Raw genomic sequence first — 26,859 nt, 5'->3', positions numbered from 1 at the left:
CCGCCCAAAATGGTGTAAGGCCCGCGATTTCCCATTCCTCTCGCAGGTTGTGTGCAAGCTATGGCCAAAGCCGCCTCGAAGCCCAAGAAAATCCCGGCGAAAATGCCAGCGAAATCAAAGTCCTCTGCCGCGGCGAAAGCCGCGCCGCCAGCCCGCAAGGCGCTTGCCAAGAGTGCCTCCAAGAGTGCCTCGAAGCCGGCCGTCAAGCCCGCTGCAAAGTCCGCAGCCAAGCCGGCGGCAAAGGCTGTGTCCAAGGCGGCTCAGCCGAAGTTCGCCGCGAAGCCCGCACCGAAGAAGGCCGCGCCAGCAGCGGCCAAGGCCGGAAAATGGGTGTTCACATTCGGCGACGGCAAGGCCGAAGGCCGGACGGAGATGCGCGACCTGCTCGGCGGCAAGGGCGCCAACCTCGCCGAGATGGCCAATCTCGGTCTGCCCGTGCCTCCCGGCTTCACCATCCCGACCTCGGTCTGCACCTACTTCTACGCCCACGACAAGTCCTATCCGAAGGAATTGCAGTCGCAGGTTGAGAAGGCGCTGGACCATGTCGGCAAGTTGACCGGCAAGGTATTCGGCGACACCAAGAACCCGCTGCTCGTCTCCGTGCGCTCCGGCGCGCGCGCCTCGATGCCGGGTATGATGGACACGGTGCTCAATCTCGGCCTCAACGACGCGACCGTGGACGCGCTGGCCGAGCTGTCGGGCGACCGTCGCTTCGCCTATGACAGCTATCGCCGCTTCATCACCATGTATTCGGACGTGGTGCTCGGCTTCGAGCATCATCACTTCGAGGAGATCCTCGACACCTTCAAGGACAGCCAGGGCTACACGCTCGACACCGATCTGTCGGCCGAGGACTGGGTCGATCTGGTCGGCAAGTACAAGGACGCGGTCGCGCGCGAGACCGGCAAGGAATTCCCGCAGGATCCGCACGACCAGCTCTGGGGCGCGATCGGTGCTGTGTTTTCCTCCTGGATGAACGCGCGCGCGGTGACCTACCGCAAGCTGCACGACATTCCGGAATCATGGGGCACCGCGGTCAACGTGCAGGCCATGGTGTTCGGCAACATGGGCGACACGTCGGCGACGGGCGTTGCCTTCACCCGCAATCCCTCGACCGGCGAGAGCAAGCTCTACGGCGAGTTCCTGATCAACGCGCAAGGCGAGGACGTGGTGGCGGGCATCCGCACGCCGCAGGACATCACCGAGGAAGCGCGGAAAGAGTCGGGCTCCGACAAGGCGTCGATGGAATCGGCGATGCCGGACGCCTTCAAGGAGCTGACGCGGATCTACACGCTGCTCGAGAAGCACTACCGCGACATGCAGGACATGGAGTTCACGGTCGAGCAGGGCAAGCTCTGGATGCTCCAGACCCGCGGCGGCAAGCGCACCGCGAAGGCGGCGCTGCGCATCGCGGTCGAGCTCGCCAATGAAGGCCTGATCTCGAAGAAGGAAGCGGTGACGCGGATCGATCCGGCATCGCTCGACCAGCTGCTGCATCCGACCATCGATCCCAACGCCAAGCGCGACGTGATCGCGACCGGCCTGCCGGCCTCGCCAGGTGCCGCCTCCGGCGAGATCGTGTTCTCCTCGGACGAAGCGGCCAAGCTCCAGGCCGACGGACGCAGGGTCATCCTGGTCCGCATCGAGACCAGCCCGGAAGACATCCACGGCATGCACGCCGCCGAAGGCATCTTGACCACGCGCGGCGGCATGACCTCGCACGCGGCGGTGGTCGCGCGCGGCATGGGCAAGCCCTGCGTCTCCGGCTGCGGCACCATCCGCGTCGATTACGGCCGCGGCACCATGAGCATCGGCTCGCGCACCTTCAAGTCCGGCGACGTCATTACCATCGACGGCTCGCTCGGCCAGGTGCTCGCCGGCCGCATGCCGATGATCGAGCCGGAGCTGTCCGGCGAGTTCGGCACGCTGATGAATTGGGCTGATCAGGTCCGCAAGATCGGCGTCCGCGTCAACGGCGATACGCCGGAAGATGCGCGCACCGCGATCAAGTTCGGTGCGGAAGGCATCGGCCTGTGCCGCACCGAGCACATGTTCTTCGAGGAGACGCGCATCCGCACGGTGCGCGAGATGATCCTCGCCGAGGACGAGCAGGCGCGCCGCGCGGCGCTGGCAAAGCTGCTGCCGATGCAGCGGGCCGACTTCGTCGAGCTGTTCGAGATCATGAAGGGCCTGCCCGTCACGATCCGACTGCTTGATCCGCCGCTGCACGAGTTCCTGCCGCACACCCATGCCGAGGTCGAGGAAGTGGCGCGCGCCATGAACACCGACCCGCGGCGCCTGGCCGACCGCGCTCGCGAGCTTTCGGAGTTCAATCCGATGCTCGGCTTCCGCGGCTGCCGTATCGCGATCGCATATCCCGAGATCGCCGAGATGCAGGCCCGCGCGATCTTCGAGGCCGCGGTCGAGGCGCAGCGGCGCACCGGCAAGGCCGTCGGTCTCGAGGTGATGGTGCCGCTGATCGCGACCAAGGCTGAGCTCGACCTCGTCAAGGCCCGGATCGATGTCACCGCGCAGGCGGTGATGCGCGACACCAACACCAAGCTGGCCTATCAGGTCGGCACCATGATCGAGCTGCCGCGCGCCTGCCTGCTCGCGGCCGAGATCGCGCAGTCCGCCGAGTTCTTCTCGTTCGGCACCAACGACCTGACGCAGACCACCTACGGCATCAGCCGCGATGACGCGGCGAGCTTCCTCGGTCCGTACGTCGCCAAGGGCATCCTCTCGGTCGATCCCTTCATCGCGCTCGACCAGGAAGGCGTTGGTGAGCTCGTCAAGATCGGCGTCGCGCGTGGCCGCAAGACGCGGGCCTCGCTCAAGGTCGGCATCTGCGGCGAGCACGGCGGCGATCCCGCCTCCGTCGCGTTCTGTCACCAGATCGGTCTCGACTACGTCTCGTGCTCGCCCTACCGCGTGCCGATCGCCCGTCTCGCCGCTGCGCAAGCCGCACTCGGCAAGACGGCCGCGAGCCAGGCGTAAGACGAAGAGCAGATTGAGTTGAGAGAGGCGGGGCCAAAACCCCGCCTCTTTCATTTTAAGCGAGATCGCCTCCACACCGTCATTGCGAGCGCAGCGAAGCAATCCAGAATCTTACCGCGGAGGGATACTAGATTGCTTCGCTGCGCTCGCAATGACGAGTGTTGTCACACATGCTCGCCACACACTCACTGTCATCGCCCGGCTTGACCGGGCGACCCAGTACTCCGCGACAGCAGTGCTTGATTCGAGAAGTCGCGGCGTACTGGATGCCCCGATCAAGTCGGGGCATGACAGCGATGGACGTGGCGATGCTTTCCGCGACATCGGGAACGCGCGTCCCACAATGATACGCACCATCAAGAGTTCCTTCACCATTCGCGTTGACCGGTTGTTTACCGCTTCACGTCAGGCGCCATTGACCAATGCGCGACATCGTCCCGTGAAAACACCTGTGTTCGCTTGAGTGTGCCGTGCCCGCAACGCCGATTAACGCCCCGGCAACCTAAATTGGATACTTACGATAAAGATCGAATTGCACGGATGTACTGCCGTTCGATTTTTCTGGCGTAAGCGTAGCGTGAGCGTAACGATGTCAGTGTTGCGTACCCATCCGAAGGGCGCGCGGTTCGCGTCCTTCGGCATCGGTCTCTGCATCTTCGCATTGATGCCGAGAGAGACCGGCTATCAGGACATTGCCTCGCTGCTGGCGCGTCAACCCGGCGTCGCCGAGCGTTGGCAGAGGCAGGTTTTTTCCGCTGCGTCCTCCATACAGCTGGCCACCTACAGCTTTTCCCGCCCCATTGGCACGTCGGTTCCGCAGAGCGCGATGGTTCGCCTCGCGAGCATCGATGGCCGCGACGTTACCGGCGCGATCAGTCGCAATCCGGCGCTGCAGGCACCGCCGCGCTACCAGGCCGCCGATTTTCCCAAGGTCGATCGCTCGATGAAGGGTGATCGCCTCGCAATCGCTGCCCCGACGACGCCTTCCGATACGACCACGCCGGCCGCAGCACCCGCGCAGGAAGATCCCACGACCTCGAACAGTTCCGTATTCGGTGCCAAGACCGCCGCGTTGCCGCAGGCGATGTCGCCTGAGTCCGCAGCCGCGCTCGATCCCGAGCTTCAGGAGGCGCTCCGTGCGCCGCCGCTGCCGCAATATGCCAATGCGCCGCAGGCCAGCGAGGCCGCGCGCGCATTCGCGGTGCAGCCGCTGGAAGCGCTGAAGCGAGCTACTGCGCCGACGACGCCTGTGCGCGATCCCTTCAGCGTCAAGACCTCGAACCTGTTCTTCGGCAGCTCCTCGCTCGGCGGCTCTGTCGAGAGCATCGAGAGCTGGCAGCCGGGCGCCGAGCCGCTGATCGTGATGCCTGATCCCGACATGAAGGTGACGGCCTCGCTGTCGCCGCCGACGGCGGAGATCGCCAAGGACATCGAGAGCGGCGAGAGTGTCGCGCCGAAGGGCGAGGTCAACGCCGACAACCAGCGCGCCAGATCGCCGGCGGAGCGGCTCGCGCTCGACGACAAGTCGCGCGCCAAGTCAGAGAAATGTCTCGCCGAAGCCGTCTACTTCGAGTCCCGCGGCGAGGCCGTCCGTGGCCAGATGGCCGTCGCGCAAGTCGTGATGAACCGCGTGTTCTCCGGCAAATATCCCGACACCGTGTGCGGCGCGGTTTATCAGAACAAGCATCGTCATCTCGCCTGCCAGTTCACCTTTGCCTGCGACAACAATGCCGACGTCATCCGCGAGCCTGAGATGTGGGAGCGCGCCAAGAAGATCGCCAAGGCCATGCTCGACGGCCAGATCTGGCTCCCCGAGGTCGGCAAGTCCACGCACTACCACGCCTACTGGGTACGCCCGTCCTGGGTCGCCGAGATGAAGAAGATGTACAAGACCGGCGTGCACACCTTCTACCGCCCGCGCGCCTGGGGCGACGGCAGCGAGGAACCGAGCTGGGGCACGCCTGCGCAGACCGCCGCGCTCTCCGCCGAGCTCGCGCAGGAAGCCAAGAGCTCTGCAGAGATGGGCGCGACCGAGCGAAGGTAGTACGCGCCACGATGCAGGTCGGCTCCCTCGCCCCGCTTGCGGGGAGACGGTTGGGGTGAGGGGGACTCTCCACGGGGACGGTGAGAGTTTTCTTCGCGGAGAGTCCCCCTCACCCGGAATCCGCGCTGCGCGCGCATTCCGGCCTATCCCCGCAAGCGGGGAGAGGCGAAGAAATCACGCCTCTATATCCAGCGCACAGTCGAAATTCGGCGCCGAATGCGTCAGCGCACCGGCCGAGGCGTAATCGACCCCGGTCGCCGCAATCGCCGCGATCGACTCCAGCGTGACACCGCCGGATGCCTCCAGCTGGAGACGGCCTTCATTAAGCTTCACGGCCTCACGCAGTGTGGCGAGGTCCATGTTGTCGAGCAGCGCGGCGTCGGCCATTCCGGTGGCCAGCACCTCGCGCAGTTGCACGAGCGTATCCACCTCGATCTCGATCTTGACGAGATGGCCGGCATGGGCACGGGCGCGCTCCAGCACCGGACGAATGCCGCCGGCGACCGCGATGTGGTTGTCCTTGATCAGGATCGCATCGTCGAGTCCGAAGCGGTGATTGAAGCCGCCGCCGCAGCGCACGGCGTATTTCTCCAGCGCTCGCAAGCCCGGGGTCGTCTTCCGCGTGCAGCAGATGCGCATCCGTGTGCCTTCGGTCTGCGCGACGTAGTCGGCCGTGAGCGTTGCAACGCCCGACAGGCGGCCGACGAAATTCAGCGCGGTCCGCTCCGCCGTGAGAATAGCGCGCGCCGGGCCCGTGATGGTCAGCACATGCTGCCCGCGGGCAACCCGTGCCGCGTCGCGGACATGCGCTCGCACCTCGATGTCGGGTGACAGCTTTTGCAGCGTCGCCAGCGCCAGCGGCAATCCGGCGATCACGCCGGACTGGCGCGCGACCAGGATCGCCTGAGCCGTCGTTGCTTCCGGAATCGTTGCCAGCGAGGTGACGTCGCCGGCGCGCCCGAGGTCTTCGGCGAGCGCGCGTTGCACGGCCTCGTCGATCGCGAGCGGCGAGAGGAAGGCGTCGGGATAGAGCAGTGAGGTTGCGGTGATCATGAGAACTCCATCAGGCCATCAGGGGGTGCGCGGTGCGCGGCATTGAGCGATCGGTGAGGCTGTCGGCCACCTCGCGCATAGCGGCGAGCGTGGTCATCGTTCTCTGTGCCAGGGCAGGGACATCCGCCGGATGGTCCGAGCGGAAATGCGCGCCGCGGCTCTCGCGCCTGGTCCAGGCCGCGGCAGTCACGAGCAGTGCCGACGTCGCCATGTTGCGCAGCGCGATGCTCGCAGCCTCGCGCTCGAGTGCAGCGAAGCTGCGCACGGCCTCCGCAAGCCCAGCGCCGTCGCGGATTACGCCGACGCGCGCGCTCATCATCGCCCGCAACCTCTTCACGGCCGCAGCATCCGGCGCGCCGCCGCACGGCGTCACCCATGCATCGGCGAGTCGGGCAGGCGAGGGGATGGCGCAGCCGGCGATGTCGTCGGCAATGCGGGCGGCATAGACCACGGCCTCCAGCAGCGAATTGGAGGCGAGGCGGTTGGCGCCATGCGCGCCGGTGGAGGACACTTCGCCGCCAGCCCAGAGCCCGTCGATCGAGCTGCGGCCGCGCGCATCCACCGCAATGCCGCCCATGTGGTAGTGCGCGGCCGGCGCGATCGGGATGGCCTGCGTGGCGGGATCGATGCCGGCGGCGATGCAGCTTGCATGCACGGTCGGGAACTTGTCGGCGAAGCGCGCACCCAGCGCCTGCCGCGCATCGAGGAAGGCGCCGCGCCCGGCCGCGATCTCGGCGAACACGCCGCGGGCCACGATGTCGCGCGGCGCGAGTTCGGCGAGCGGATGGCGCGCCGTCATGAAACGCTCGCCACGGCCGTTGATCAGCGTCGCGCCTTCGCCGCGCAGCGCTTCGGTCGCGAGCGGCGCGGGATCACGCCCGACCATGACGGCGGTGGGGTGGAACTGTACGAATTCGGGATCGGCAATCACGGCACCGGCGCGTGCGGCGATCGCAAGGCCCGAGCCGCTGGCCTCGAGCGGATTGGTGGTGTCGGCATAGAGATGCCCGAGGCCGCCGGTTGCGAGCACGACCGCGCGCGAGGCGAGCAGGACGGGCCGTGCAGCCGCGTTGCCCGCCTCACGCAATTGAAGTCCGCTTACCGCGCCGTCCTCGGTCAACAATGCTTCGGCGGCGAGACCTTCGATGATGCGGGTCGACGGCGTCCGCCGGACGGCCTCGCTCAGGGCCGCGATGATCGCGGCGCCCGCCGCATCGCCGCGCACATGCACGATCCGCCGCGCGGAATGCGCCGCTTCGCGTCCGACCGCAAGGCTGCCTTCGAGATCGCGGTCGAACGGCACGCCATAGGCCAGCAGATCATGAATCCGCGGCGCGGCCTCGCGCGCGATTCCGAGCGCGACCGCTTCGTCGACGAGGCCGCCGCCCACGGCGACGGTATCGGCGGCGTGCGCTTCGGGGCTGTCACCTTCGGCCACCGCCGCCGCGATGCCGCCTTGCGCCCACGCCGATGATGCGCCCTGTCCGAGCGGCGCGACCGAGAGCAGCGTCACTGGGCGAGGCGCGAGCTTCAGCGCGCAGAACAATCCGGCAAGGCCGCCACCGACGATGATGACGTCGTCGGTGCTGCGGGTGAGGTTGTGGATGTTGTTTGTCATGATATTTCCTCTTGCTCCCCTGTCGTCCCTGCGAAAGCAGGGACCCATACTCCGCAGCGAAAGTTGTTGTGCGAGGCTGCGTGTTGCCTTTCTTCGCAATCACATCTTCCTGTGGTTATGGGTCCCGGATCTGCGCTTCGCTTGTCCGGGACGACATCGAATGTGTTTCTAGTTCTTCAGATTGATCATCCGCTCGACCGATTGGCGCGCGCGGCTCGCGAGCGCGGGATCGATCGTCACCTCCTCGCGGAGCGTCAGCAGGCTCTCCAGGATGTTGGCAAGCGTGATGCGTTTCATATGCGGGCAGAGATTGCAGGGGCGCAGCATCTCCACATCGGGCAGCTCGGCCCGCACGTTGTCGGCCATCGAGCATTCCGTGATCATCACGAGCCGCCGCGGCCGCTTGTTGCGCACCCAGCTGATCATGTGTGCCGTCGAGCCGGTGAAGTCGGCCTCCGCCAGCACGTCAGGCGGGCATTCGGGATGCGCGATGATCTGCACAGAGGGATCGGCATCGCGAAGGCTGCGCAACTCTTCGCCCGTGAAGCGCTCGTGCACCTCGCAGGCCCCCTTCCAGGCGATGATCTTCACGTCGGTCTTGGACGCCACGTAGGTGGCGAGATAACGGTCGGGCAGGAAGATGACGCTCGGCGCATTCAGGCTCTCGACCACCTGCACCGCGTTCGACGAGGTGCAGCAGATGTCGACCTCCGCCTTCACCTCCGCCGACGTGTTGACGTAGGCGACCACAGGCACGCCGGGAAATTTTTCGCGGAGCAGGCGCACATCCGTGCCGGTGATGCTGGCGGCGAGCGAGCAGCCGGCCCGCGAATCCGGGATCAGCACCGTCTTGTCGGGGTTGAGCAGCTTCGAGGTCTCCGCCATGAAGTGCACGCCGCACTGCACGATGATGTCGGCCTTCACCTTGGTGGCTTCGACCGCGAGCTGGAGCGAGTCGCCGCCGATGTCGGCGACGCAATGAAAGATCTCCGGCGCCTGATAGTTGTGCGCGAGGATGACGGCGTTCCGGGCGCGCTTCAGCTCGTTGATCGCCTTGATCGTCGGCGCCATCAGCGGCCACTCGATCGGCGGGATCACGTGCTTCACGCGTTCGTAGAGGGATGCGGTGGCGCGCTCGACCTCGGGCGTCCAGTCCAGTGTGGGCATCGGCAAAGCCGGCTCCGGCCGCGCGGGAGCGGCGCGAGGAAGGCTGCTGATGGTCTGGCCGCGCGGCCGGTTGGCAAAATCGTCGGGGCCGTAAATTCCAGTGATCGGCATCAAAGCCTCCCTCGCATGTCATTTATGCTCGATATGAGTATATATAGAGCCTGAGTAATCCGGCCGAGAGGCCGGAGCGGGACGCCTGCGAAGCTCTAATATGCTCAATATGAGTAGATCGAAGATAACACGCGCTGAAGACAACGGCTAGGGGATGCCGCACACATTCCCGTCAAGTCACGCGACGTGCGTAAGCCGAGGCCGAATTGAAACGCAATACTCCCGCGGCAGCCCTTCGTGGAACGCAAACGTTTTTGACTTGGGGTTTTCATGCAGATGCATTAAACGGCTCGATAGCGGCTGCCGATTTGCGGATCCGCCGACGTCAGATGAGGAACTCCATGTCGACACAAGCGGGCGAGCCCGGTCAGGCCTCACGTTCCGTCAGCTGGCGCACGCCGGCGGTCATGATCCTCTGCGGCTGTGCGATCGGCATGCTCGGTTTCGGTCCGCGCTCGGCGCTGGGCTTCTTCGTGCAGCCTATGAGCCATGAGTTCGCCTGGGGCCGCGACGTGTTCGGCCTTGCGATCGCCGTGCAGAACCTGCTGTGGGGCTTGGGCCAGCCGTTCGCGGGAGCGGTCGCCGATCGCTTCGGCCTGTTCCGCGTGATGTGTGTCGGCGCTCTGCTCTATGCCGGCGGTCTGCTCCTGATGCGCTACTCCTCGACGCCGCTGTCGCTCAACATCGGCGCAGGCGTCATGGTCGGCTTTGGCCTCGCCGGCTGCTCGTTCAACCTGGTGCTGTCGGCATTCAGCAAGCTCCTGCCGGCCGAGAAGCGCGGCCTTGCGCTCGGCGCCGGCACCGCGGCGGGCTCGTTCGGGCAGTTCCTGTTCGCGCCCATCGGCGTTGCGCTGATCGACAATTTCGGCTGGCAGCAGACGCTCTCCGTGTTCGGCTTCCTGATGCTGCTGATCATTCCGCTGTCGCTGGCACTCTCGACGCCGCCGGTCGCGGCGACGACCAACACCACGCCTGCCGATGAGCAGACGTTTACGAAGGCGCTCGCGGAAGCCTTCGGCCATCGCTCCTACGTGCTCTTGGTGCTCGGCTTCTTCACCTGCGGCTTCCAGCTCGCCTTCATCACCGTGCATCTGCCGGCCTTCCTGGTCGATCGCGGCATCTCGGCGCAAACCGGCGGCTGGGTGATCGCGGCGATCGGCCTGTTCAACATCGTGGGCTCGCTCAGCGTCGGCTACCTCCAGAACTCGCTGCCCAAGCGCTACATCCTCTCGACGATCTACTTCACCCGCGCGCTTGCGACGCTCGCCTTCATATCGTTCCCGATCACGCCGTTCTCGGCGATCGCGTTCGGCGCGGTCTCCGGCTTGACCTGGCTGTCGACGGTGCCGCCGACCTCGGCACTGGTGGCGCTGATGTTCGGCACGCGCTGGCTTGCGACGCTGTACGGCTTCGCCTTCGTCAGCCATCAGGTCGGCGGCTTCCTCGGCGTCTGGTTGGGGGGCATCGTGTTCGAGCGCTTCGGTTCCTACACGCCGATCTGGTGGCTCTCGATCCTGTTTGGTGTGCTCTCCGCGCTGATCAATCTTCCCATCGTGGAGAAACCGGTTCAGCGAGCGGTTGCGCAGCCTGCCTGATCGGCTAAACATCCCCGACAAACAAGTCAGGGAGTTCAGTCGTGGGCACATTCAAGGCAATCCGGATCGACAAGGCGGATAAAGGCACCACCGTCGCTCTCACGCAGTTCGACGAAGCCGAGCTGATGGACGGCGACGTCACCGTGCGCGTGGAATGGTCGACGCTGAACTACAAGGACGGCCTCGCGCTGTCAGGCAAGGCGCCGGTGGTGCGCCGCTTCCCGATGATCGCCGGCATCGATTTCGCGGGCACCGTCGAAGCGTCCTCGCATCCGCAGTGGAAGGCGGGCGACAAGGTGGTCTGCACCGGCTGGGGCATGGGCGAGACTCATCTCGGCGCCTATGCCGAGAAGGCGCGGGTGAAGGGCGACTGGCTGGTCGCGCTGCCGCAGGGCTTGTCGACGCGCGACGCCATGGCGATCGGCACCGCCGGCTTCACCGCGATGCTCTCCGTGCTGGCGCTGGAGAAGCACGGCATCTCGCCAAAGAGCGGCCCGGTCGTGGTGACGGGTGCCGCCGGCGGCGTCGGCTCGGTTGCAACCGCGGTGCTGTCGAAGCTCGGCTACCACGTCATCGCCTCGACCGGTCGCGCCTCGGAGGCCGACTACCTGAAGCACCTGGGTGCAGCCGAAGTTATCGACCGCAACGAATTGTCGGCGCCGGCAAAGCCTCTGGCCAAGGAGCGCTGGGCGGGTGGAGTCGATAGCGTCGGCTCCACCACGCTCGCGAATCTGCTGTCGATGACGAAGTATGGCGGAGCGATCGCGGCCTGCGGTCTGGCGGCCGGCATGGACCTGCCATCTTCTGTCGCACCGTTCATTTTGCGCGGGGTGTGCCTTCTCGGCATCGATTCGGTGATGTGCCCGATCGAGCCGCGGAAAGCTGCCTGGCTGCGCTTGGCCTCCGATCTGGACCGGACGAAACTAGCTGAAATCACTAAGGAAATTCCGCTTGCGGAGGTGCCGGACTGGGGCGCGAAAATCCTCGCAGGCGAGGTCCGCGGCCGCATCGTGGTAAAAATTGTCTAACGGCGTTCAGACTTTACCAACCAACCTGCTCCAATGTTGCCACGGTTAGTATGGTAAGCAGCGGGTAAAGAGAGATAAGGCATCGCCCGCTGCGGGGGTTGGTTCGGAGTAGAGCATGCTTGCGCGTATTGTGTTGGGGGCTGTCACGGCGGCAGTGACGTTTGCACCGGCCATGGCCGGAAGCATGAATGCTGACGAGGCGCGCCGCTTCGTCGCCGGCAAGGTATTCGCCTTCACCTGTTTCGACGGCACCCGTGGTGCGGGCCGCATCCTCGACGACCTCGGCGCTGCGGGCGCCGTGCAGTTCTCGGGGGCGGGCCCGGTGCGCCATCTTCGCCTGCCCGGCAACACGCTCCAGATCCGCGGCCAGAACGTCTGCGCCTCGATCAAGGGCATTCCGTTCGAGCCCTGTTTCAACCTGGAAAAGACTGACGATCGCAGCTTCCGCGGTTCGGTGTCAGGCATGGGCTTCGCCTATTGCGACTTCCACCATCAGGGTGGCAATCAGATGCTGATGGCGCGCGCCGTCGCGCGTCCACGCTCGCTGCGCACCTCGGAACGCACCGGTTCGGTCGTCGCACCCAACACCGAAGTCGCTGCACGGGTCGAGACGCCGCGTGTCGAGAGCGGTCGCCTCGAGCCGGTGAAGTCGGAAGCCAAATCGGAACCCGCGAAGATCGAGGCCCCGTTGGAGCTGCGCCGCTCGACTCAGTGAGTTGGCTGCACGGACAGTCCGCGCACTTTTTCGTTGAAGACCTCGATCGAGCACGAAGCTGCCGCGCCGTAGTCATACGGACGGCGGTTTTCATGCGTTGGTAGCTGTTCGCGGCCAGTTTGCGTACGGCCCGGGGGACGCGGCCCTACACAAGGGTTCAACGATGTCGCTCTACTTCTTCCGCATCAGTACCGGTCGCTATTCCGGCGCCGCCGATCAGCCGTACGAGTTCGAGGATCGCAGAGCGGCCTGGACCGAGTTGACCGAGGTCTGCGCCAATCTGCTCGGCGGTATCGCACGCGGCCTGAAGCCGAACGCAGCGTGGTCCATGGAGCTGCTCGACGAGAACAAGAGGCCGGTATTCCGCATCAGCCTCGTCGGTGAGACCGTGGCGCAGCAGGGCAAGGCTTCCATCGCTGCTTGTGATTAACTTGTTAAGCTCGCGCTCCGTGCTGAATTTCAAGGGCTTTTGCGCCGATCCAGTATTTCCACGGCGATCGTTGTTAACCTAATTGGAATGGCGAGCGCTCATTTTTCAGGCAAGGGCGATCAACGCCAAGGGCGGCCGACAATGATTCGGCTGCGCATTTCCTCAGGGAAACATGCCCATGTTGAGCCTCGTTCGGAATTTGCGGATTGGTACAAAACTGGCGATCGTTTCGGCATGCGGCGTCGGTCTCGTCGTCGCCATGATCGTGAGCCAGTTCACCGGGAACGGCAATGTGCGCCGGTCCAACCAGGCCGCCTTCGCGCAACAGGAGCTGGCACGGGACGCGATCGAAGCCAAACTTTGGGCGCGCGGCATGCAGCTTGCCGTGCGAGATGTCCGTCTCGCCAACAATCCGAGTGAACTGCAAAAAGCGCGCGAGGCTCTGGCCGAACGGTTGGCAGCGCTGAACGGCACCGTCGATGCCATGCTCAAGCTGACGCGCTCTTCGGAAAATCGCGCGCGTATCGACAAGCTCAAGGGCCTGTCTGGGGATTACGCGAAGGGCGCTCTACAGATTGCCTCTGTTCGCGGCGAGGCCATTGCCTTGGCGGCAACGGACCCCGCCCGCGCCGCCAAGATGTCCGAGGAAGGCGCGCGCGTGACCCGCGAGGTGACGCTGCCGATCGCTGCGCAGCTCGACACCCTGACGAGCGAGATTGCGGACTTCGCCAGGCACAGAAGCGAGGAGGAGATCAGCGCCGCGGGCCAGGAAATGGCCGCGAGCGAACGTCTCGGCATGGAGGTTGGCGCGTGTGCCGTGCTCATTCTCGTCGGTTCCTGGCTCATGTCGTTCCTGACCATCGCACGGCCGATCCGCGCCCTGACCGCAGCCATGGATAGGCTTGCCGGCGGCGATTTCTCCGTCGTGCTGCCCGGGCTCGGCCGCAAGGACGAGGTCGGTGGTGTCGCCGCAGCCGTCGAGAAGTTCAAGATCGTGTCGGAGCAGAAGGCGCGTGAGGAATCTGAGGCCAAGATCAGGCAGGACAAGTCGGCTGCCGAGCAGCGCAAGGCCGAAATGTACAAGCTGGCCGACAGCTTCGAAGCCGCGATCGGGGAAATCGTCGACACCGTGTCCTCGGCCGCGACCGAGCTGGAAGCTTCGGCCTCGACGCTCACGTCGGCCGCCGAGCGCGGGCAGGAGCTCACCACCATGGTTGCTGCTGCCTCCGAGGAGGCCTCCACCAATGTTCAGTCGGTGGCATCGGCGACCGAGGAGCTGTCGTCTTCGATCACCGAGATCAGCCGCCAGGTGCAGGAATCCGCGCGCGTGGCGAGCGAAGCGGTGAGCCAGGCCCGCACCACGACCGAGCGCGTCAGCAAGCTGTCGATGGCCGCGACCCGGATCGGCGATGTGGTCGACCTGATCAACACCATCGCCGGCCAGACCAATCTCCTGGCGCTCAACGCCACGATCGAGGCGGCGCGCGCCGGGGAGGCCGGCCGCGGTTTCGCCGTGGTCGCCTCCGAGGTCAAGGCGCTCGCCGAGCAGACCGCGAAGGCGACCGGCGAGATTGGCCAGCAGATCTCCGGCATTCAGGCGGCGACGCAGGAATCGGTCGGCGCGATCGGTGCCATCAGCGACACCATCGAGAAGCTGTCGGAGATCTCCTCGACTATCGCGGCCGCCGTGGAAGAGCAGGGCGCGGCGACGCAGGAAATCTCGCGCAACGTCCAGCAAGCGGCGGAAGGCACCCATCAAGTGTCCTCCAACATCACCGAGGTGCAGCGCGGGGCCAGCGAAACCGGTTCAGCGTCGTCCCAGGTTCTCTCGGCGGCGCAGTCGCTGTCCGGCGACAGCAACAGGCTCAAGCTCGAAGTCGGCAAGTTTCTCGGCACCGTGCGCGCCGCCTGACGTCAGCAGACGTGATGTGCAACCGCCGCGCGTGAAGGCGTGGCGGTTGCGCGCGTTCGTATGAGGGGCCGCGACGAATGCGCACAGGGTTAACTTTCCAGAAAAGCAACGCAGTCATGATGCCCGCGGAATTTTCCGGACGCTGAGTCGTCCTCCCCGTATTGCGTATCAAATCGTTGGAGCACATTCATGAGCGGCCTTTCCATTCGCCTCACCCACAAGGTCATGGCGATCGGACTGTTCGGACTGCTGGGTCTTGCCGCCTTCGGCGCGATCTACGAGATCGGCAGCCTCTCCCAGGATGCGTCCCGCGACGTCGCCAACCGCGCCCGTGCGCTCGCCGATCTCAACAAGCAGCTCTCGATCGAGATGCTGGAGGCCCGCCGCAACGAGAAGAATTTCCAGCAGCGGCGCAGCGAGAGCTACGCCAAGGCGCATGCCGAGCTGATCGGGCCGATCAACGGCGATTTCGACGAAGTCGAGCGGCTGATGGCGGCCGGTGGCATGAGCGCACTGTCCGAGAAGATGAAGCAGGTGCAGGACGGCTTCAAGCGTTACGCGTCGGACTTCGCCGCACTGGTGGCTGCCGAGACCAGGCTCGGGCTGAACGAGACGCTCGGCCTGTCCGGCTCGCTTCGCGCCGCCGTGCACGACATCGAGGCCAAGCTGAAGGAGATCGACGATCCCAGGACGACGACCTGGATGCTGATGATGCGCCGGCACGAGAAGGACTTCATGCTGCGGCGCGACCCAAAATACATTGCCGAGGTGAAGAAGGCCGCTGTTGAATTCTCCAAGGCGATAGAGGTCGTCGCAATTCCCACGCCGGTGATGAACGACATCACGGCCAAGCTTCAGAAATACCAGTCCGAGTTCGCGGCCTGGGCCGAAACCGCACAACAGAGTGCGGCTCTCGACGCCGCCATGATGAAGACCTTCCGCGAAATCGAGCCCTTGATGGTCGAGGTGCGGACCGCCGTCGATGCCGTGTACAAGCAGGCCGACGCCGCTGAAGCAGCGACCCGCGAGGCGGTGCGCTTGTGGATGGCCGTCGCCTTCGGCATCACCGTGGTCGTCCTCGCCGCGGTCGGCTTCTTGCTCGGGCGTTCGATCTCGAAGGCACTCGGTGCCATGGTGGGCGCGATGACGCGGCTGGCGCGCGGCGAGCTCTCGATCTCCGTTCCAGGCGTCGGGCGCAAGGACGAGATCGGCGAGATGGCCGGCGCGGTCGAGGTGTTCAGGACCAACATGGCGGAGGCCGAGCGGCTGCGCGCCGAGCAGGCGGAGACCGATGCACGCGGGCGCGAACAGCGCAAGGCGGACATGCGGCGGCTTGCCGATGCCTTCGAGGGTGCGGTCGGCGAGATCGTCGAGACCGTGTCGTCGGCGGCAACCGAGCTCGAGGCGTCCTCCAACACGCTGACGCAGGCCGCCGAGCGCGGCAACGGGCTCGCCACGGCCGTGGCCGTGGCTTCGGAGGAGGCGTCCGCCAACGTCCAGTCGGTGTCTTCAGCGAGCGAGGAGATGACCTCCTCGATTTCCGAGATCAGCCGTCAGGTGCAGGAATCGGCGCGGGTTGCCGACGTTGCCGTGGAACAGGCGCAACGTACCAATGCGCGTGTCGCCGAGCTGACGAAGGCGGCCGGCCGCATCGGCGACGTGGTCGATCTGATCAATACCATCGCGGCCCAGACCAACCTGCTGGCGCTGAACGCGACGATCGAGGCGGCGCGGGCAGGCGAGGCCGGCAAGGGCTTTGCCGTGGTGGCGACGGAAGTGAAGGCGCTTGCCGAGCAGACCGCAAAGGCGACCGGCGAGATCGGCCAGCACATCGGCGCGATCCAGGCTGCGACGGAAGACTCCGTCGGCGCGATCAGGGAGATCGGCGACACCATCGCGCGCATGTCGGAGATCTCGTCGACCATCGCCGCGGCGGTGGAGGAGCAGGGTGCGGCGACACAGGAGATCTCCCGCAACATCCAAAACGCCGCGCAGGGCACCTCGGAGGTCTCGGCGAACATCGGCGACGTTCAGCGCGGCGCCGGCGAGACCGGGGCTGCTTCGGCGCAGGTGCATTCGGCCGCGCAATCGCTGTCGCAGGAAAGCAACCGCCTCAAGAGCGAGGTGGCGCGCTTCCTGGAGTCGGTGCGGGCGGCCTGATGTCGTCAGCTGTCCTGTACAACCGCGCATCGCGGTGTGCTGGTGTGATGCTGCGCGATGTCTGCTGCGTTGCAACACATGTTGCGGAAGATGTAAGATCGGCGGCAGCGATTTCCGTAGTTCCACGTAGGTTCCTGTTAACGCCTGTTTGCGACTATTGGCGCAATCTTACCGGATAACAACCAGCCAGCATCGTTGGAATGACTTCCGCCCTGTCGTCGTCGTGACGATTGCGGCGCAGGTGAGTTGTGCGTCGCTAGGTATCATCGGGATTTGTTGTAATGTCGAACTTGTCGATCCGATTCAAGATTTTGACCGTGTTGTCGGTCCTCGTGCTCTCGCTCGCCGGCGTCGGCGTGATGGCAATCAGCACGATGCAGAACATCAATGCCCACACCGTCGAGATCGCACAGAGCTGGCTGCCGAGCGTGCGTGCGCTCGGCTCGCTTCGCGCCGACATCAACGAGCTGCGCGTTGCGCTACGCCTGCACCTGATGCAGGACACGACCGAGGGCAAGGAGGCCGCGGAGAAGCGCCTCGCCTCGCTGCGCGAGCGCATCGAGCAGACGCGCAAGGTCTACGAGCCCTTGATCACCTCGCCGGAGGAGCGCTCTCTCTACGAGCAGTGGAGCAAGGCGTGGGCCGAATATCTGAACGGCGTGCAGGACGTGATGGCGCTGTCGCGCAAGAACACGGGCCGCTTCCCGACTGACGCCAACGAGCTGCTGCAGACCAAGGTCGCGAAGATGGCGCAGGCGGCGGATCCGCTGCTCCTGAAGGATATCGAGCTGAACAACCGCGGCGCCGAGACGGAAACGAAGCAGGCGGCCGACAGCTACGCCACCATCTTCCGCGTGCTGGTCGGCGTCATCGTGGCCTCGGTCGTGATCGCGATCGGCGCCGCTTATTATCTCGTGCGTGACGTTTCTCGTGGTATTGCTTCAATCATCCGCCCGATGCAGTCGCTCGGCGAAGGCGACCTCTCGGCCGAGGTGCCGCATCGCGGCTCGAAGACCGAGATCGGCTCGATGGCCGATGCGCTCCAGATCTTCAAGGAGGCGCTGATCGCCAAGAAGGCCGCCGACGAGGCTGCCGCCGCCGATGCCGAGGCCAAGATCGAGCGCGGCCGCCGCGTCGATGTCATCACCCGCAAGTTCGAAGCCATGATCGGCGAAGTGGTCGGGACCGTGTCGTCGGCCTCGACCGAGCTGGAGGCATCGGCGACGACGCTGACCAATACGGCGCAGCGCGGCCAGGAGCTCGCGACCGTCGTCGCAGCTGCCTCCGAGGAAGCCTCCACCAACGTCCAGGCCGTGGCCTCCGCCTCGGAGGAGCTCTCCTCCTCCATCACCGAGATCAGCCGCCGCGTTCAGGATTCGGCGCGGATGGCCGCGGAAGCCGTCGAACAGGCGGCGCGGACCAACGAGCGCGTCAACGCGCTGTCGCAGGCGGCGTCCCGCATCGGCGACGTCGTCGAGCTCATCAACACCATCGCGGGCCAAACCAATCTGCTGGCGCTGAACGCGACCATCGAGGCGGCACGCGCCGGCGAAGCCGGCCGCGGCTTTGCGGTCGTTGCGTCCGAGGTCAAGGCGCTGGCCGAGCAGACTGCGAAAGCGACCGGTGAGATCGGGGCGCAGGTCTCGGGCATCCAGGCCGCTACGCAGGAATCGGTCACCGCGATCCAGGAGATCGGCGGCACCATCGAGCGGCTGTCCGAGGTATCCGCGGCCATCGCCGCCGCCGTCGAAGAACAGGGCGCGGCTACGCAGGAGATCTCACGCAACGTGCAGCAGGCCTCGGTCGGCACGCAGGAGGTCTCGGTGAACATCACCGACGTGCAGCGCGGCGCGATCGAGACCGGCTCGGCCTCGACGGAAGTGCTGTCGGCGGCGAAATCGCTGGCGACCGACAGCACCCGCCTGAAGGTCGAGGTCGCGCAGTTCCTGGAGTCGGTCCGCGCGGCCTGATCCTCAACTGCTCGTCTGTGGCGCCGGCGGCGGGATCTGCCGCCGGAACAGGATGCGCTGGTAGAGCCAGCCGATCGCCACCAGCACGACGCCGAGGCACATGAACGACAGCGCGCGGTAGACGCCTGTCAGCGTCGACATGTCGATGACGAAGGCTTTCAGGATCGTCAGCGCGATGACGGCGGCCGAGGCCAGCCGCGCCCGCTCCGAGTTGACGAGGATGCCGACGCCGAGCAGCACCACGCCGAAGGCGAGCCAGCCGATCGAATAGGTGTATTGCTCCGCGCCGGTCGTTGCGCCGCTGGAGAGGATCGGGCCGTGATAGAAGCGGCGGATCTCCAGCGTGACATAGGCGAGCGCGAACAACAGCGCGCCGCCGGCGATGGTGTTGGCATAGACCTTGCCGCGCGCTCCGACCACCGCATAGGACAGCAGCAGCATCAGAACCGCCGGCAGCGCATAGCCGAGCAGCAGCAGGTTGAACACCGCGCCGCCGACGTCGACGCGCCAGATCAGCGGGTTCTCCAGGATCAGGAGGCCGAACAGGCTGATGAGCCCGCCGATCACCGTGAGCGCGACCGCGCCGACATTGTGCACGATGCTGCGGCTGCGCAGCCGCAATCGTTCTAGTCCGATCGCCATTGCGAGCGTGATGCAGACCTGCAGCGCGAATTCGAGCAGCGAGGGCGGCGACGTCATGCCGCCGCCGGTCGCAAAATGGCGGATCTCCATGAAGGCGAGCAACGCGGTGAACAGGATGGCCGCAGCCTCGACCATACGCAGCGGCGCGTCGTCGGCACGACGGCGCAGGAAGATGCTCGCGCCCCAGAACGACAGCGCTGGCAGACCGTAACCCCACAACAGCCAATTGAAGATCGGCGTGGTGCCGACGGCATCGCCGACGATGCGCGGATCATAGGCGATGCGCGCGGTAACGATCGCCGCAAAGATGGCGGCGAGCCAGCGCAGGAACGGGATTGGCCGCTGCATCGAGATCCAGGCGGTGCCGAGCGACATCAGCGCGAGCGCGATGGTGAGCCAGCCCTTTTCCAGCGCGAAGGTCAGCGCCAGCGCGAGTGCGCCGAGCGTGCCGGTGGCGAACAAGGCAGTGGAGATCGCGACGCCCGGCCGGGTCTCGCGACGCGTGAGCTTTTCGGTCGCAGCACCGAAGGCGGCGGCGAGCAGCACGGCGAGGATCGCAAACGGGATCGAGCGGTCGAGATGGGCGATGCGCGCATAGAGCGCAACCAGGATCGCGATCGGCGTCGCGACCGCCGTCGCCGACCACACCACCGGGATGACAGTCGAGTTCGACCGGCCCTGCGCCAGGAAGCCGGCAATGCCGAAGCCGGCAGCGAAGATCGCGGCGGTCACCAGGTGCAGCGACACGGAGCTGTCGATTGCCGTTGGCCCGACACCGGATATCGGGCCGCCCGGCAGCACCAGCATGTCGGGATTGGCCCGCACTGCCCATTCGGCGAAGACGATGAAGACGGTCGCACTGGCTGCGCCCAGCGCCCCGGTCGCGGCCGGCGCACGCCAGGCGACGAACAGTGTTGCGGCGACCAGCAGCGTGAAGGCGATCAGCGCCAGATCGGCATGCGCGCTCGACAGCACGATCAGCATCGCGCCGAACAGATAGGCGCCAAGCGAGCTCGACGACACCGGCTCGATCTCGCCGTCTTCGATCGTCGGGCCGAACATGAAGCCGCAGACGACGAGCAGCGCGGCCAGCACGAAACCCGCGATCACATGGAAGGCGTGCGGGGCGACCAGAATCTCGTCAGTGTCGAGGCCGGGGAAGGTCCAGAGCACGGCGAAGACAATCGTGGTCACAGCGAGCCAGCGCCACAGCCGGATGCGGGCGAGGCCGAAGCTCGCGGCGGTGACGATCGCGAGATAGATATAGAGCGCCCAATAGTCCGGCTTGTCGCTGGAGACGAGGATCGGCGTCACGAACGCGCCCACGACGCCAAGGCCTGCGAGCGCCGGTCCGTGCAAGAGCGCAGCGGCCAGCGTGCCGAGCGCGACGAGGCCGAGCAGCACGAAGGCGGTGGCGGGCACGAGGAAGCCATAGAGTGCATAGGCCGCATAGATGGTCGCGAATGCCACCGCCGTTCCGGCGGCGGTGAGGATCGCAGGGATGTTGGCGATTGGCAGCGCCTGGATGGTCGAGATGCTCTCTTTGCGCCGTGTCCATTCGCCGGCGCCTAGTAGTGCCAGCGCGAACAGACCACCGAGGAATACGCGCACGCCGGGGCCGACGAGACCGGCCTCGATCGAATAGCGCACCATGAAGAAGCCGCCGAGCGCGAGTGCAAGCCCGCCGATCCACACCACCCAGCGCGTGCCGAGCCGCTCTTCGAAGCCGGGCGCGGGCGCAGGCAGCGGAGGCGGTGCGTCGGCCTCGGGGCTCGTTTCGAGTGGCGGCGGCGAAGCATCTTCGGTGACGAGCGGAGGCGGGGCCTCGGCTTCGGGCACGAGCGGCGGCGGCTCGGCGGCCGTCGTCGCGGGCGCCTCCGCCTGCACCGGCGCGGGCATCAGCGGCGGCGGCTGCACCTGTCGCTGCGCGAAAAGCATCTCTTCGAGCGAGCTCAGCCGGCGGCGCAGCTCGGCCGCCCGGCTTGAGGCCTTGATCGCGATGAGGAATGCGATGATCGCAATGATCAACGCAAAGACGTCAAACGGGCCGTCGAACATGAAGCCTCCAGGCAACCGGCGGGCAGGGGCCGGTCGCGCGAATCAGGGTCTAGCGCCGGGAGCGTACGCGCAAGCCCGGCGCGGGTCGCTCCTGGAGCACGTCGCGGCGGAAACGATAGAGCGCCGCCGGGCGTCCGCCGGTCTGTGTCGACATCACCCCGGTCGGTTCGACCAGGGCTTCCATTTCGACGAGGCGGCGGAAATTCTGTTTGTGCAGGTGCCGGCCGGAGATGGCCTCCACCGTGTGCTGCAATTCGGTGAGTGTGAACTCGGCGGGTAAAAGTTCAAACACCACAGGACGATACTTCAGTTTTGCGCGCAGCCGCGCGATGGCCGTGGCAAGGATACGGCGGTGGTCGAACCGCATCGAGGTCCCGAGCGCGGGAAGCGCCTTGCGCGCTAATGCCGCAGGGCGGCCGTCGCGCCGTGCCTCCTCGATCAGTCCGGCCTCGTACAGGAGCTCGTAGCGGTCGAGCACGCGCTCCTCGTCCCAGGGCGCACCGTCGAGACCGAAATAGAAGCGCACGCGATCCTTCCGCGGCAGCGCGCGGGTCGTCTCGGGCGTCTCCTCTTCGGCCCATTTCGTCAGCGCCGGGATGATGTCGCGGGCGATGATCCCCGGCGGCTGCTCGCGCCAGTCTTCCCAGGGGAAGAAGCGATACCAGGGCTCGAAGCTCGCGCCATCAGCGGCGAGCTCGCCGTCGACGGCGCGCGTCAGTGCGAGATAGCCGATCGACACCATATGCGCGCCGGTGTCGCCGGCCTCGGCATGGCGGCCACGATCGCCGAACGTGTAGAGCTGCTCGACATAGCCGAGCCGCAGGCCCGTCTGCTCCTCGACCCAGGCGCGCAGGCCGATCTCGAAGGTGCGGTGGGCGAGCGCATCGAACGGCCCGAACGGCAGGCCGGCCAGCGCGTCACCGCCGCGTGCGGTGAGGATCAGCGGCTCGTGGTCCTCGATCGCGACGATCGCGGCGGTGAGGCCAATCTCGATCGGCGTCAGGAGCTTGTCGCTCATGCGGTGATGATCGCCGGTGTCATTCGAGTTCGATCACGAAGGGGCGGCCCTCGACCATCATGGCACCCGGGCCCATCTCATCGAGCGCGCGCAGCATGCGACCGTTGCGTCCCAATGCACGATCGGCAAGGCTGACGATGCGACGGTTCGGTGAGGCGATCGGCGAGGCCGCGCGGATCTTCCTGGCGATTTCGATCTCGTCGCGGTTCGGATTGAGGGCGCAGACGGCGGCGAACGCGCTTGCGGTGGAGCGGCTGATGCCGGCGTAGCAATGGACCACCAGCGGCGCGCTGCGGTCCCAGCCGCGTACGAAGTTCAGCACCTGCTCGATATGCGTCTCCGACGGCGCGACGAAGCCGTCCACCTCCTCGGTGATGTCGTCCATCGACACCTTGAGATGATTGGCCGGCAGCACTGACACCGGCCGCGCCACCTGCTCGACATTGGCCATCACCGTCAGCACGTGGCTGGCGCGGGTGAGGCGGACAGTTTCGGGAAGCGCGGCGAGGGAACAGACATGGATCATGGCGGACCTTTTTGCCGCTGATTATAGCGGGCCTCTGTAGGGTGGGCAAAGCGAAGCGTGCCCACCACTTTCGTCGCAATTGGGAAAACTTGGTGGGCACGGCGCAAGAGCGCCTTTGCCCACCCTACGGGGCAACGAAGAAATGATGCTACGCGAACACCGCGCCAAACCGCTCCAGAAACTGCCTCTCGGCCCGCGCCGCGGTCCAGGGTGTGAGGTAGTCGCGCCTGATGTTGTCGGGCAGGCCAGGATCCTTGCCGAACAGGCGCCGCGCTTCGCTCTCGCTGAAACCGGCAAGCTCGGTCGCCTCCAGATAGGCCGCGCCGCGATCGGCGGCCTTGACGGCTTGCGTGATTTCGTCCGGCAGTACCGGCGGCAGCCCAAAGCGGACGTGGATGGCACCGAGCAGGCGCTTCTCGACCGCCTTGTAGTGGCCGTCGAGCACGGCCTTGAACGGCGAGATCATGTCGCCGATCACATATTCGGGCGCGTCGTGCAGCAGTGCGGCGAGCCGCATGCGCTGATCCACGCGCGGAATCTCGTGCCGCATCACCGTCTCGACCAGCAATGTGTGCTGCGCGACCGAGAAGATATGCGCGCCTGTCGTCTGGCCGTTCCAGCGCGCAACCCGCGCCAGCCCATGCGCGATGTCGGCGATCTCGACGTCGAGCGGGGAGGGATCGAGCAGGTCGAGCCGCCGGCCCGACAGCATGCGCTGCCAGGCGCGAGACTTCGCATCGGGCGCGGTCTTCTTCGCCGTCATTTGGCCTTGAGACGCGGCTTGCGCTGCGCCTTGCCGCAGGTCGCGTGACAATGGCAATCGACGAGATGGTCGTTGACCATGCCGGTCGCCTGCATGAAGGCGTAGACGATGGTCGGGCCGACGAACTTGAAGCCGCGCGAGGACAGCTCCTTGGAGACCTGCACCGACAGCGGCGTCGAGGCGGGCACGCTCGCAGTGGTCTTGAAATGGTTGATCTTGGGCCTTCCGTCGAGGAAATCCCACAGCAGCTTCGAGAAGCCCGGGCCCTTCTCCATGATCTCCAGATACGACTTCGCGCTCAGGATCGCGCCGTCGATCTTGGCCTTGTTGCGCACGATGCCGGCATCGTTCATCAGCGCGTGCACCTTCTTTTCGTTGTAGCGCGCGATTTTCTCCGGCTGGAAATCGTCGAAGGCTTTGCGGAAATTGTCGCGCTTGCGCAGGATCGTGATCCAGGAGAGGCCGGCCTGGAAGCCGTCGAGGATCAGCTTTTCATAGAGCGCGCGGTCGTCATACTCAGGCACGCCCCATTCGGTGTCGTGATAGGCGACATAGAGCGGATCTTCGCCGGGCCAGGGGCAGCGTGTCTTTCCGTCGGAATGCAGGCGAGGGGCGCGGCTCATGCGGTGGGCTGTTTTGCTGGAATGCGGACGACTTCGGGCTCGGCGAGCGTCAACGCGACGCCTCCGGCGCTGAGCGGCTGATTTGCATCGAGGGCGTCGGCGACGCGGTCGATGCGGACCAGCGCGATGCCCTTGCCATCAGCGGTCGAGCCGATGGTGCCGACCGGCTTGTCGCCGGCGACAATGGTGGCGCCGGGCTCGGGCGAGGGTCCCTCGAGCAGCACCTTCACGCTGCGGGTGCGCGCGGTGCCGCGATGCTGCATGCGCGAGACGACCTCCTGGCCGACATAGCAGCCCTTGTCGAAATCGATGCCGGCAAGCCGATCCATGTTGGTCTCATGCGGGAACGCATTGCTATACATGAAATCGAGCCCGCCGCGCGGCACGCCGAGCGCAATACGATGCGCCTCGTAGTCGGCCGCATCGACCAGCTCCGCGCCGATCAGGTCGGACAGCTTCTGCTTGAGATCTTCGGGGATCAGGATGCGATAGCCGAGGCCTTCATTGCGCGGGTCGGTGAAGGCGAGGTCTGGCTGGGCGCCAAGCTGGCCGTCCCAGGCTGCGAGTACGCCGAGGGCATCGGAGAGGTTCTCCACCGTGACCTTGGCACGCAGCTTGTAGAATTTCAGCTTGGTGGCGAGGCCCTCGGCCAGTGCTTTCGGGCAATCGATCAGGAACCCGCCGCCCTGGCCTGCGGGCACCTCCGTGATCAGGAAGTCGACGATGATCTTGCCCTGCGGCGTCAGCAGTGCGCCGAATCGCCCCAGGCCCGGCTTGAGCCTGTCGACGTCGGTGGTGATGAGGCCGTTGAGGAAGTTGCGCGCATCCTCGCCCGCGACCTTGACCACGCTCCGGTCGGGAAGAAACGCTGATTTCATGCGAAAATCTCTTGCGACATGTTGCTGCGGAACGTAAGCCCGCAAGGCAAAAACGACAAGACCTCGAGCCCTGCGCTTGGGGATGACAGAGGCCTTCAGCCATGACCCAGCGTTTCGATGTGATCCTCAAAGGCGGCACCGTGGTCAACCAGGACGGCGAGGGCCTGCGTGACATCGGGATTTCGGGTGGCCGCATCGCAGAGATAGGCGCGCTGTCGCAAGGCAGCGCCGCGGAGGTGATCGACTGCAAGGGCCTGCACATCCTCCCCGGCGTGATGGACACGCAGGTGCATTTCCGCGAGCCCGGACTGGAGCAGAAGGAAGACCTCGAGACTGGCTCACGCAGCGCCGTAATGGGCGGCGTCACCGCGGTGTTCGAGATGCCGAACACCTCTCCGCTCACGGTAACGGAGGCCACATTCACCGACAAGGTGAAGCGCGCCCATCACCGCATGCATTGCGATTTCGCCTTCTTCATCGGCGGCACCCGCGAGAACGTGCAGGATCTGCCGGTGCTCGAACGTGCGCCGGGCTGCGCCGGCGTCAAAGTGTTCATCGGCTCGTCCACCGGTGCGCTGCTGGTGGAGGACGACGAAAGCCTGCGCCGCATCTTCCAGGTGATCCGCCGACGCGCCGCGTTCCATGCCGAGGACGAGTATCGCCTCAACGACCGCAAGTCGCTGCGCATCGAGGGCGACGCGCGCTCGCACCCGGTCTGGCGCGACGAGACTGCCGCGCTGATGGCGACCCAGCGGCTGGTGAAGCTCGCGCACGAGACCGGCAAGCGCATCCACGTGCTGCACATCTCCACCAAGGAGGAGATCGAATTCTTACGCGATCACAAGGACGTCGCCTCCTGCGAAGCGACGCCGCATCATCTGACGCTGGTCGCGCCCGAATGCTACGAGCGGCTCGGCACGCTGGCGCAGATGAATCCGCCGGTGCGCGGGGCGGACCACCGCGCCGGCATCTGGCGCGGCATCGAGCAGGGCATCGTCGACGTGCTCGGCTCGGACCATGCGCCGCATACGCTGGAAGAGAAATCCAAGACCTATCCGGCCTCGCCCTCCGGGATGACCGGCGTGCAGACGCTGGTGCCTGTTATGCTCGATCACGTCAATTCCGGCCGTCTGTCGCTCGCCCGCTTCGTCGATCTCACCAGCGCCGGTCCCGCGCGCCTCTACAACATGGCGTGCAAGGGCCGTATCGCCGCGGGCTACGACGCCGACTTCACCATCGTCGACTTGAAGCGCCGCGAGACCATCACCAACAAATGGGTGGCATCCAAAGCCGGCTGGACGCCCTATGACGGCGTCCGCGTCACCGGCTGGCCCGTCGGTACCTTCATCCGCGGCCGCCGCGTGATGTGGCAGGGCGAGCTGGTGACGGTCTCGCAAGGCGAGCCGGTGCGGTTTCTGGAAACGCTGAAGGCGTAGGGCATGTGTGGGGACGCATAGTGCTTCCCCAGGCGTCGTTGCGAGCGCAGCGAAGCAATCCAGAATCCCTCCGCGGTGGCAGTCTGGATTGCTTCGCTGCGCTCGCAATGACGAA

General features: G+C 65.8%; 19 protein-coding genes. 10 read left to right on the top strand and 9 right to left on the bottom strand.

Going from position 1 to position 26,859, the window contains the following annotated elements; all coding sequences use genetic code 11:
- The first annotated feature begins 60 nt into the window (after positions 1–60).
- A complete protein-coding gene (gene ppdK, locus NLM27_RS22520) occupies positions 61–2,997 on the top strand; it encodes a pyruvate, phosphate dikinase (protein WP_254145407.1) in 2,937 nt (978 codons plus the stop codon).
- Between the two features lie 589 nt (positions 2,998–3,586).
- Positions 3,587–5,041, top strand: coding sequence for a cell wall hydrolase (locus NLM27_RS22515; RefSeq protein ID WP_254145406.1), 1,455 nt, complete (start codon positions 3,587–3,589; stop codon positions 5,039–5,041).
- A gap of 174 nt (positions 5,042–5,215) precedes the next feature.
- Here the strand turns inward: NLM27_RS22515 and nadC are convergent, their stop codons facing one another.
- From nadC to nadA, 3 genes are all read right to left on the bottom strand, one after another.
- Positions 5,216–6,094 carry a carboxylating nicotinate-nucleotide diphosphorylase gene (gene nadC / locus NLM27_RS22510; protein ID WP_254145405.1) on the bottom strand — a complete coding sequence of 293 codons (879 nt, stop codon included), beginning with the start codon at positions 6,092–6,094 and terminating at the stop codon, positions 5,216–5,218.
- A 10-nt stretch (positions 6,095–6,104) separates the two neighbouring features.
- Positions 6,105–7,712, bottom strand: a complete 1,608-nt coding sequence (locus tag NLM27_RS22505) for an L-aspartate oxidase (RefSeq protein WP_254145404.1) — start codon at positions 7,710–7,712, stop codon at positions 6,105–6,107.
- 168 nt (positions 7,713–7,880) lie between these two features.
- Positions 7,881–8,990 (bottom strand): quinolinate synthase NadA, encoded by a 1,110-nt coding sequence (gene nadA / locus NLM27_RS22500; RefSeq protein WP_254145403.1) that lies wholly within the window; start codon positions 8,988–8,990, stop codon positions 7,881–7,883.
- Between the two features lie 341 nt (positions 8,991–9,331).
- Between nadA and NLM27_RS22495 the strand changes: the two genes are divergently transcribed.
- The 7 genes from NLM27_RS22495 (at position 9,332) to NLM27_RS22465 (ending at position 18,800) form a co-directional block, all read left to right on the top strand.
- On the top strand, positions 9,332–10,585 hold the full coding sequence (locus tag NLM27_RS22495) for an MFS transporter (RefSeq protein ID WP_254145402.1): 1,254 nt from the start codon (positions 9,332–9,334) through the stop codon (positions 10,583–10,585).
- A 41-nt stretch (positions 10,586–10,626) separates the two neighbouring features.
- Positions 10,627–11,613, top strand: a complete 987-nt coding sequence (locus NLM27_RS22490; protein WP_254145401.1) for an MDR family oxidoreductase — start codon at positions 10,627–10,629, stop codon at positions 11,611–11,613.
- Between the two features lie 115 nt (positions 11,614–11,728).
- Entirely contained in the window at positions 11,729–12,328 is a 600-nt protein-coding gene (locus tag NLM27_RS22485; protein ID WP_254145400.1) for a hypothetical protein, read from the top strand.
- A gap of 163 nt (positions 12,329–12,491) precedes the next feature.
- Positions 12,492–12,758, top strand: a complete 267-nt coding sequence (locus NLM27_RS22480; RefSeq protein ID WP_254145399.1) for a DUF6894 family protein — start codon at positions 12,492–12,494, stop codon at positions 12,756–12,758.
- 178 nt (positions 12,759–12,936) lie between these two features.
- The gene (locus tag NLM27_RS22475; protein WP_254145398.1) at positions 12,937–14,670 is read left to right on the top strand and encodes a methyl-accepting chemotaxis protein; all 1,734 of its coding nucleotides are present in this window, start codon (positions 12,937–12,939) and stop codon (positions 14,668–14,670) included.
- Positions 14,671–14,859: 189 nt separating this feature from the next.
- Complete coding sequence (locus tag NLM27_RS22470; RefSeq protein ID WP_254145397.1) at positions 14,860–16,830, top strand: methyl-accepting chemotaxis protein; 1,971 nt, start codon at positions 14,860–14,862, stop codon at positions 16,828–16,830.
- A gap of 281 nt (positions 16,831–17,111) precedes the next feature.
- The gene (locus NLM27_RS22465; protein WP_254145396.1) at positions 17,112–18,800 is read left to right on the top strand and encodes a methyl-accepting chemotaxis protein; all 1,689 of its coding nucleotides are present in this window, start codon (positions 17,112–17,114) and stop codon (positions 18,798–18,800) included.
- A 3-nt stretch (positions 18,801–18,803) separates the two neighbouring features.
- Here NLM27_RS22465 and NLM27_RS22460 read toward each other — a convergent pair whose 3' ends face one another.
- The 6 genes from NLM27_RS22460 to NLM27_RS22435 form a co-directional block, all read right to left on the bottom strand.
- Positions 18,804–21,500, bottom strand: a complete 2,697-nt coding sequence (locus tag NLM27_RS22460) for a DUF2339 domain-containing protein (protein WP_254145395.1) — start codon at positions 21,498–21,500, stop codon at positions 18,804–18,806.
- A 49-nt stretch (positions 21,501–21,549) separates the two neighbouring features.
- A complete protein-coding gene (locus tag NLM27_RS22455; RefSeq protein ID WP_254145394.1) occupies positions 21,550–22,518 on the bottom strand; it encodes an NAD regulator in 969 nt (322 codons plus the stop codon).
- Between the two features lie 19 nt (positions 22,519–22,537).
- A complete protein-coding gene (locus NLM27_RS22450) occupies positions 22,538–23,044 on the bottom strand; it encodes a tyrosine phosphatase family protein (protein WP_254145393.1) in 507 nt (168 codons plus the stop codon).
- 148 nt (positions 23,045–23,192) lie between these two features.
- Entirely contained in the window at positions 23,193–23,807 is a 615-nt protein-coding gene (locus NLM27_RS22445; RefSeq protein WP_254145392.1) for an HD family hydrolase, read from the bottom strand.
- The gene (locus NLM27_RS22440; RefSeq protein ID WP_254145391.1) at positions 23,804–24,430 is read right to left on the bottom strand and encodes a DNA-3-methyladenine glycosylase I; all 627 of its coding nucleotides are present in this window, start codon (positions 24,428–24,430) and stop codon (positions 23,804–23,806) included. The genes NLM27_RS22445 and NLM27_RS22440 overlap by 4 nt, the downstream gene beginning before the upstream one ends.
- Positions 24,427–25,308 (bottom strand): folate-binding protein YgfZ, encoded by an 882-nt coding sequence (locus NLM27_RS22435; RefSeq protein WP_254145390.1) that lies wholly within the window; start codon positions 25,306–25,308, stop codon positions 24,427–24,429. Before NLM27_RS22435 ends, NLM27_RS22440 begins: the two co-directional genes overlap by 4 nt.
- Before the next feature lie 101 nt (positions 25,309–25,409).
- Between NLM27_RS22435 and NLM27_RS22430 the strand changes: the two genes are divergently transcribed.
- On the top strand, positions 25,410–26,744 hold the full coding sequence (locus NLM27_RS22430; RefSeq protein WP_254145389.1) for a dihydroorotase: 1,335 nt from the start codon (positions 25,410–25,412) through the stop codon (positions 26,742–26,744).
- Positions 26,745–26,859: the final 115 nt, after the last annotated feature.

The organism is Bradyrhizobium sp. CCGB12 (assembly GCF_024199845.1).
Lineage (GTDB): Bacteria > Pseudomonadota > Alphaproteobacteria > Rhizobiales > Xanthobacteraceae > Bradyrhizobium.
Note: the sequence above shows the minus strand (reverse complement) of the source record. Positions and strands in the feature narration are given on the sequence as shown.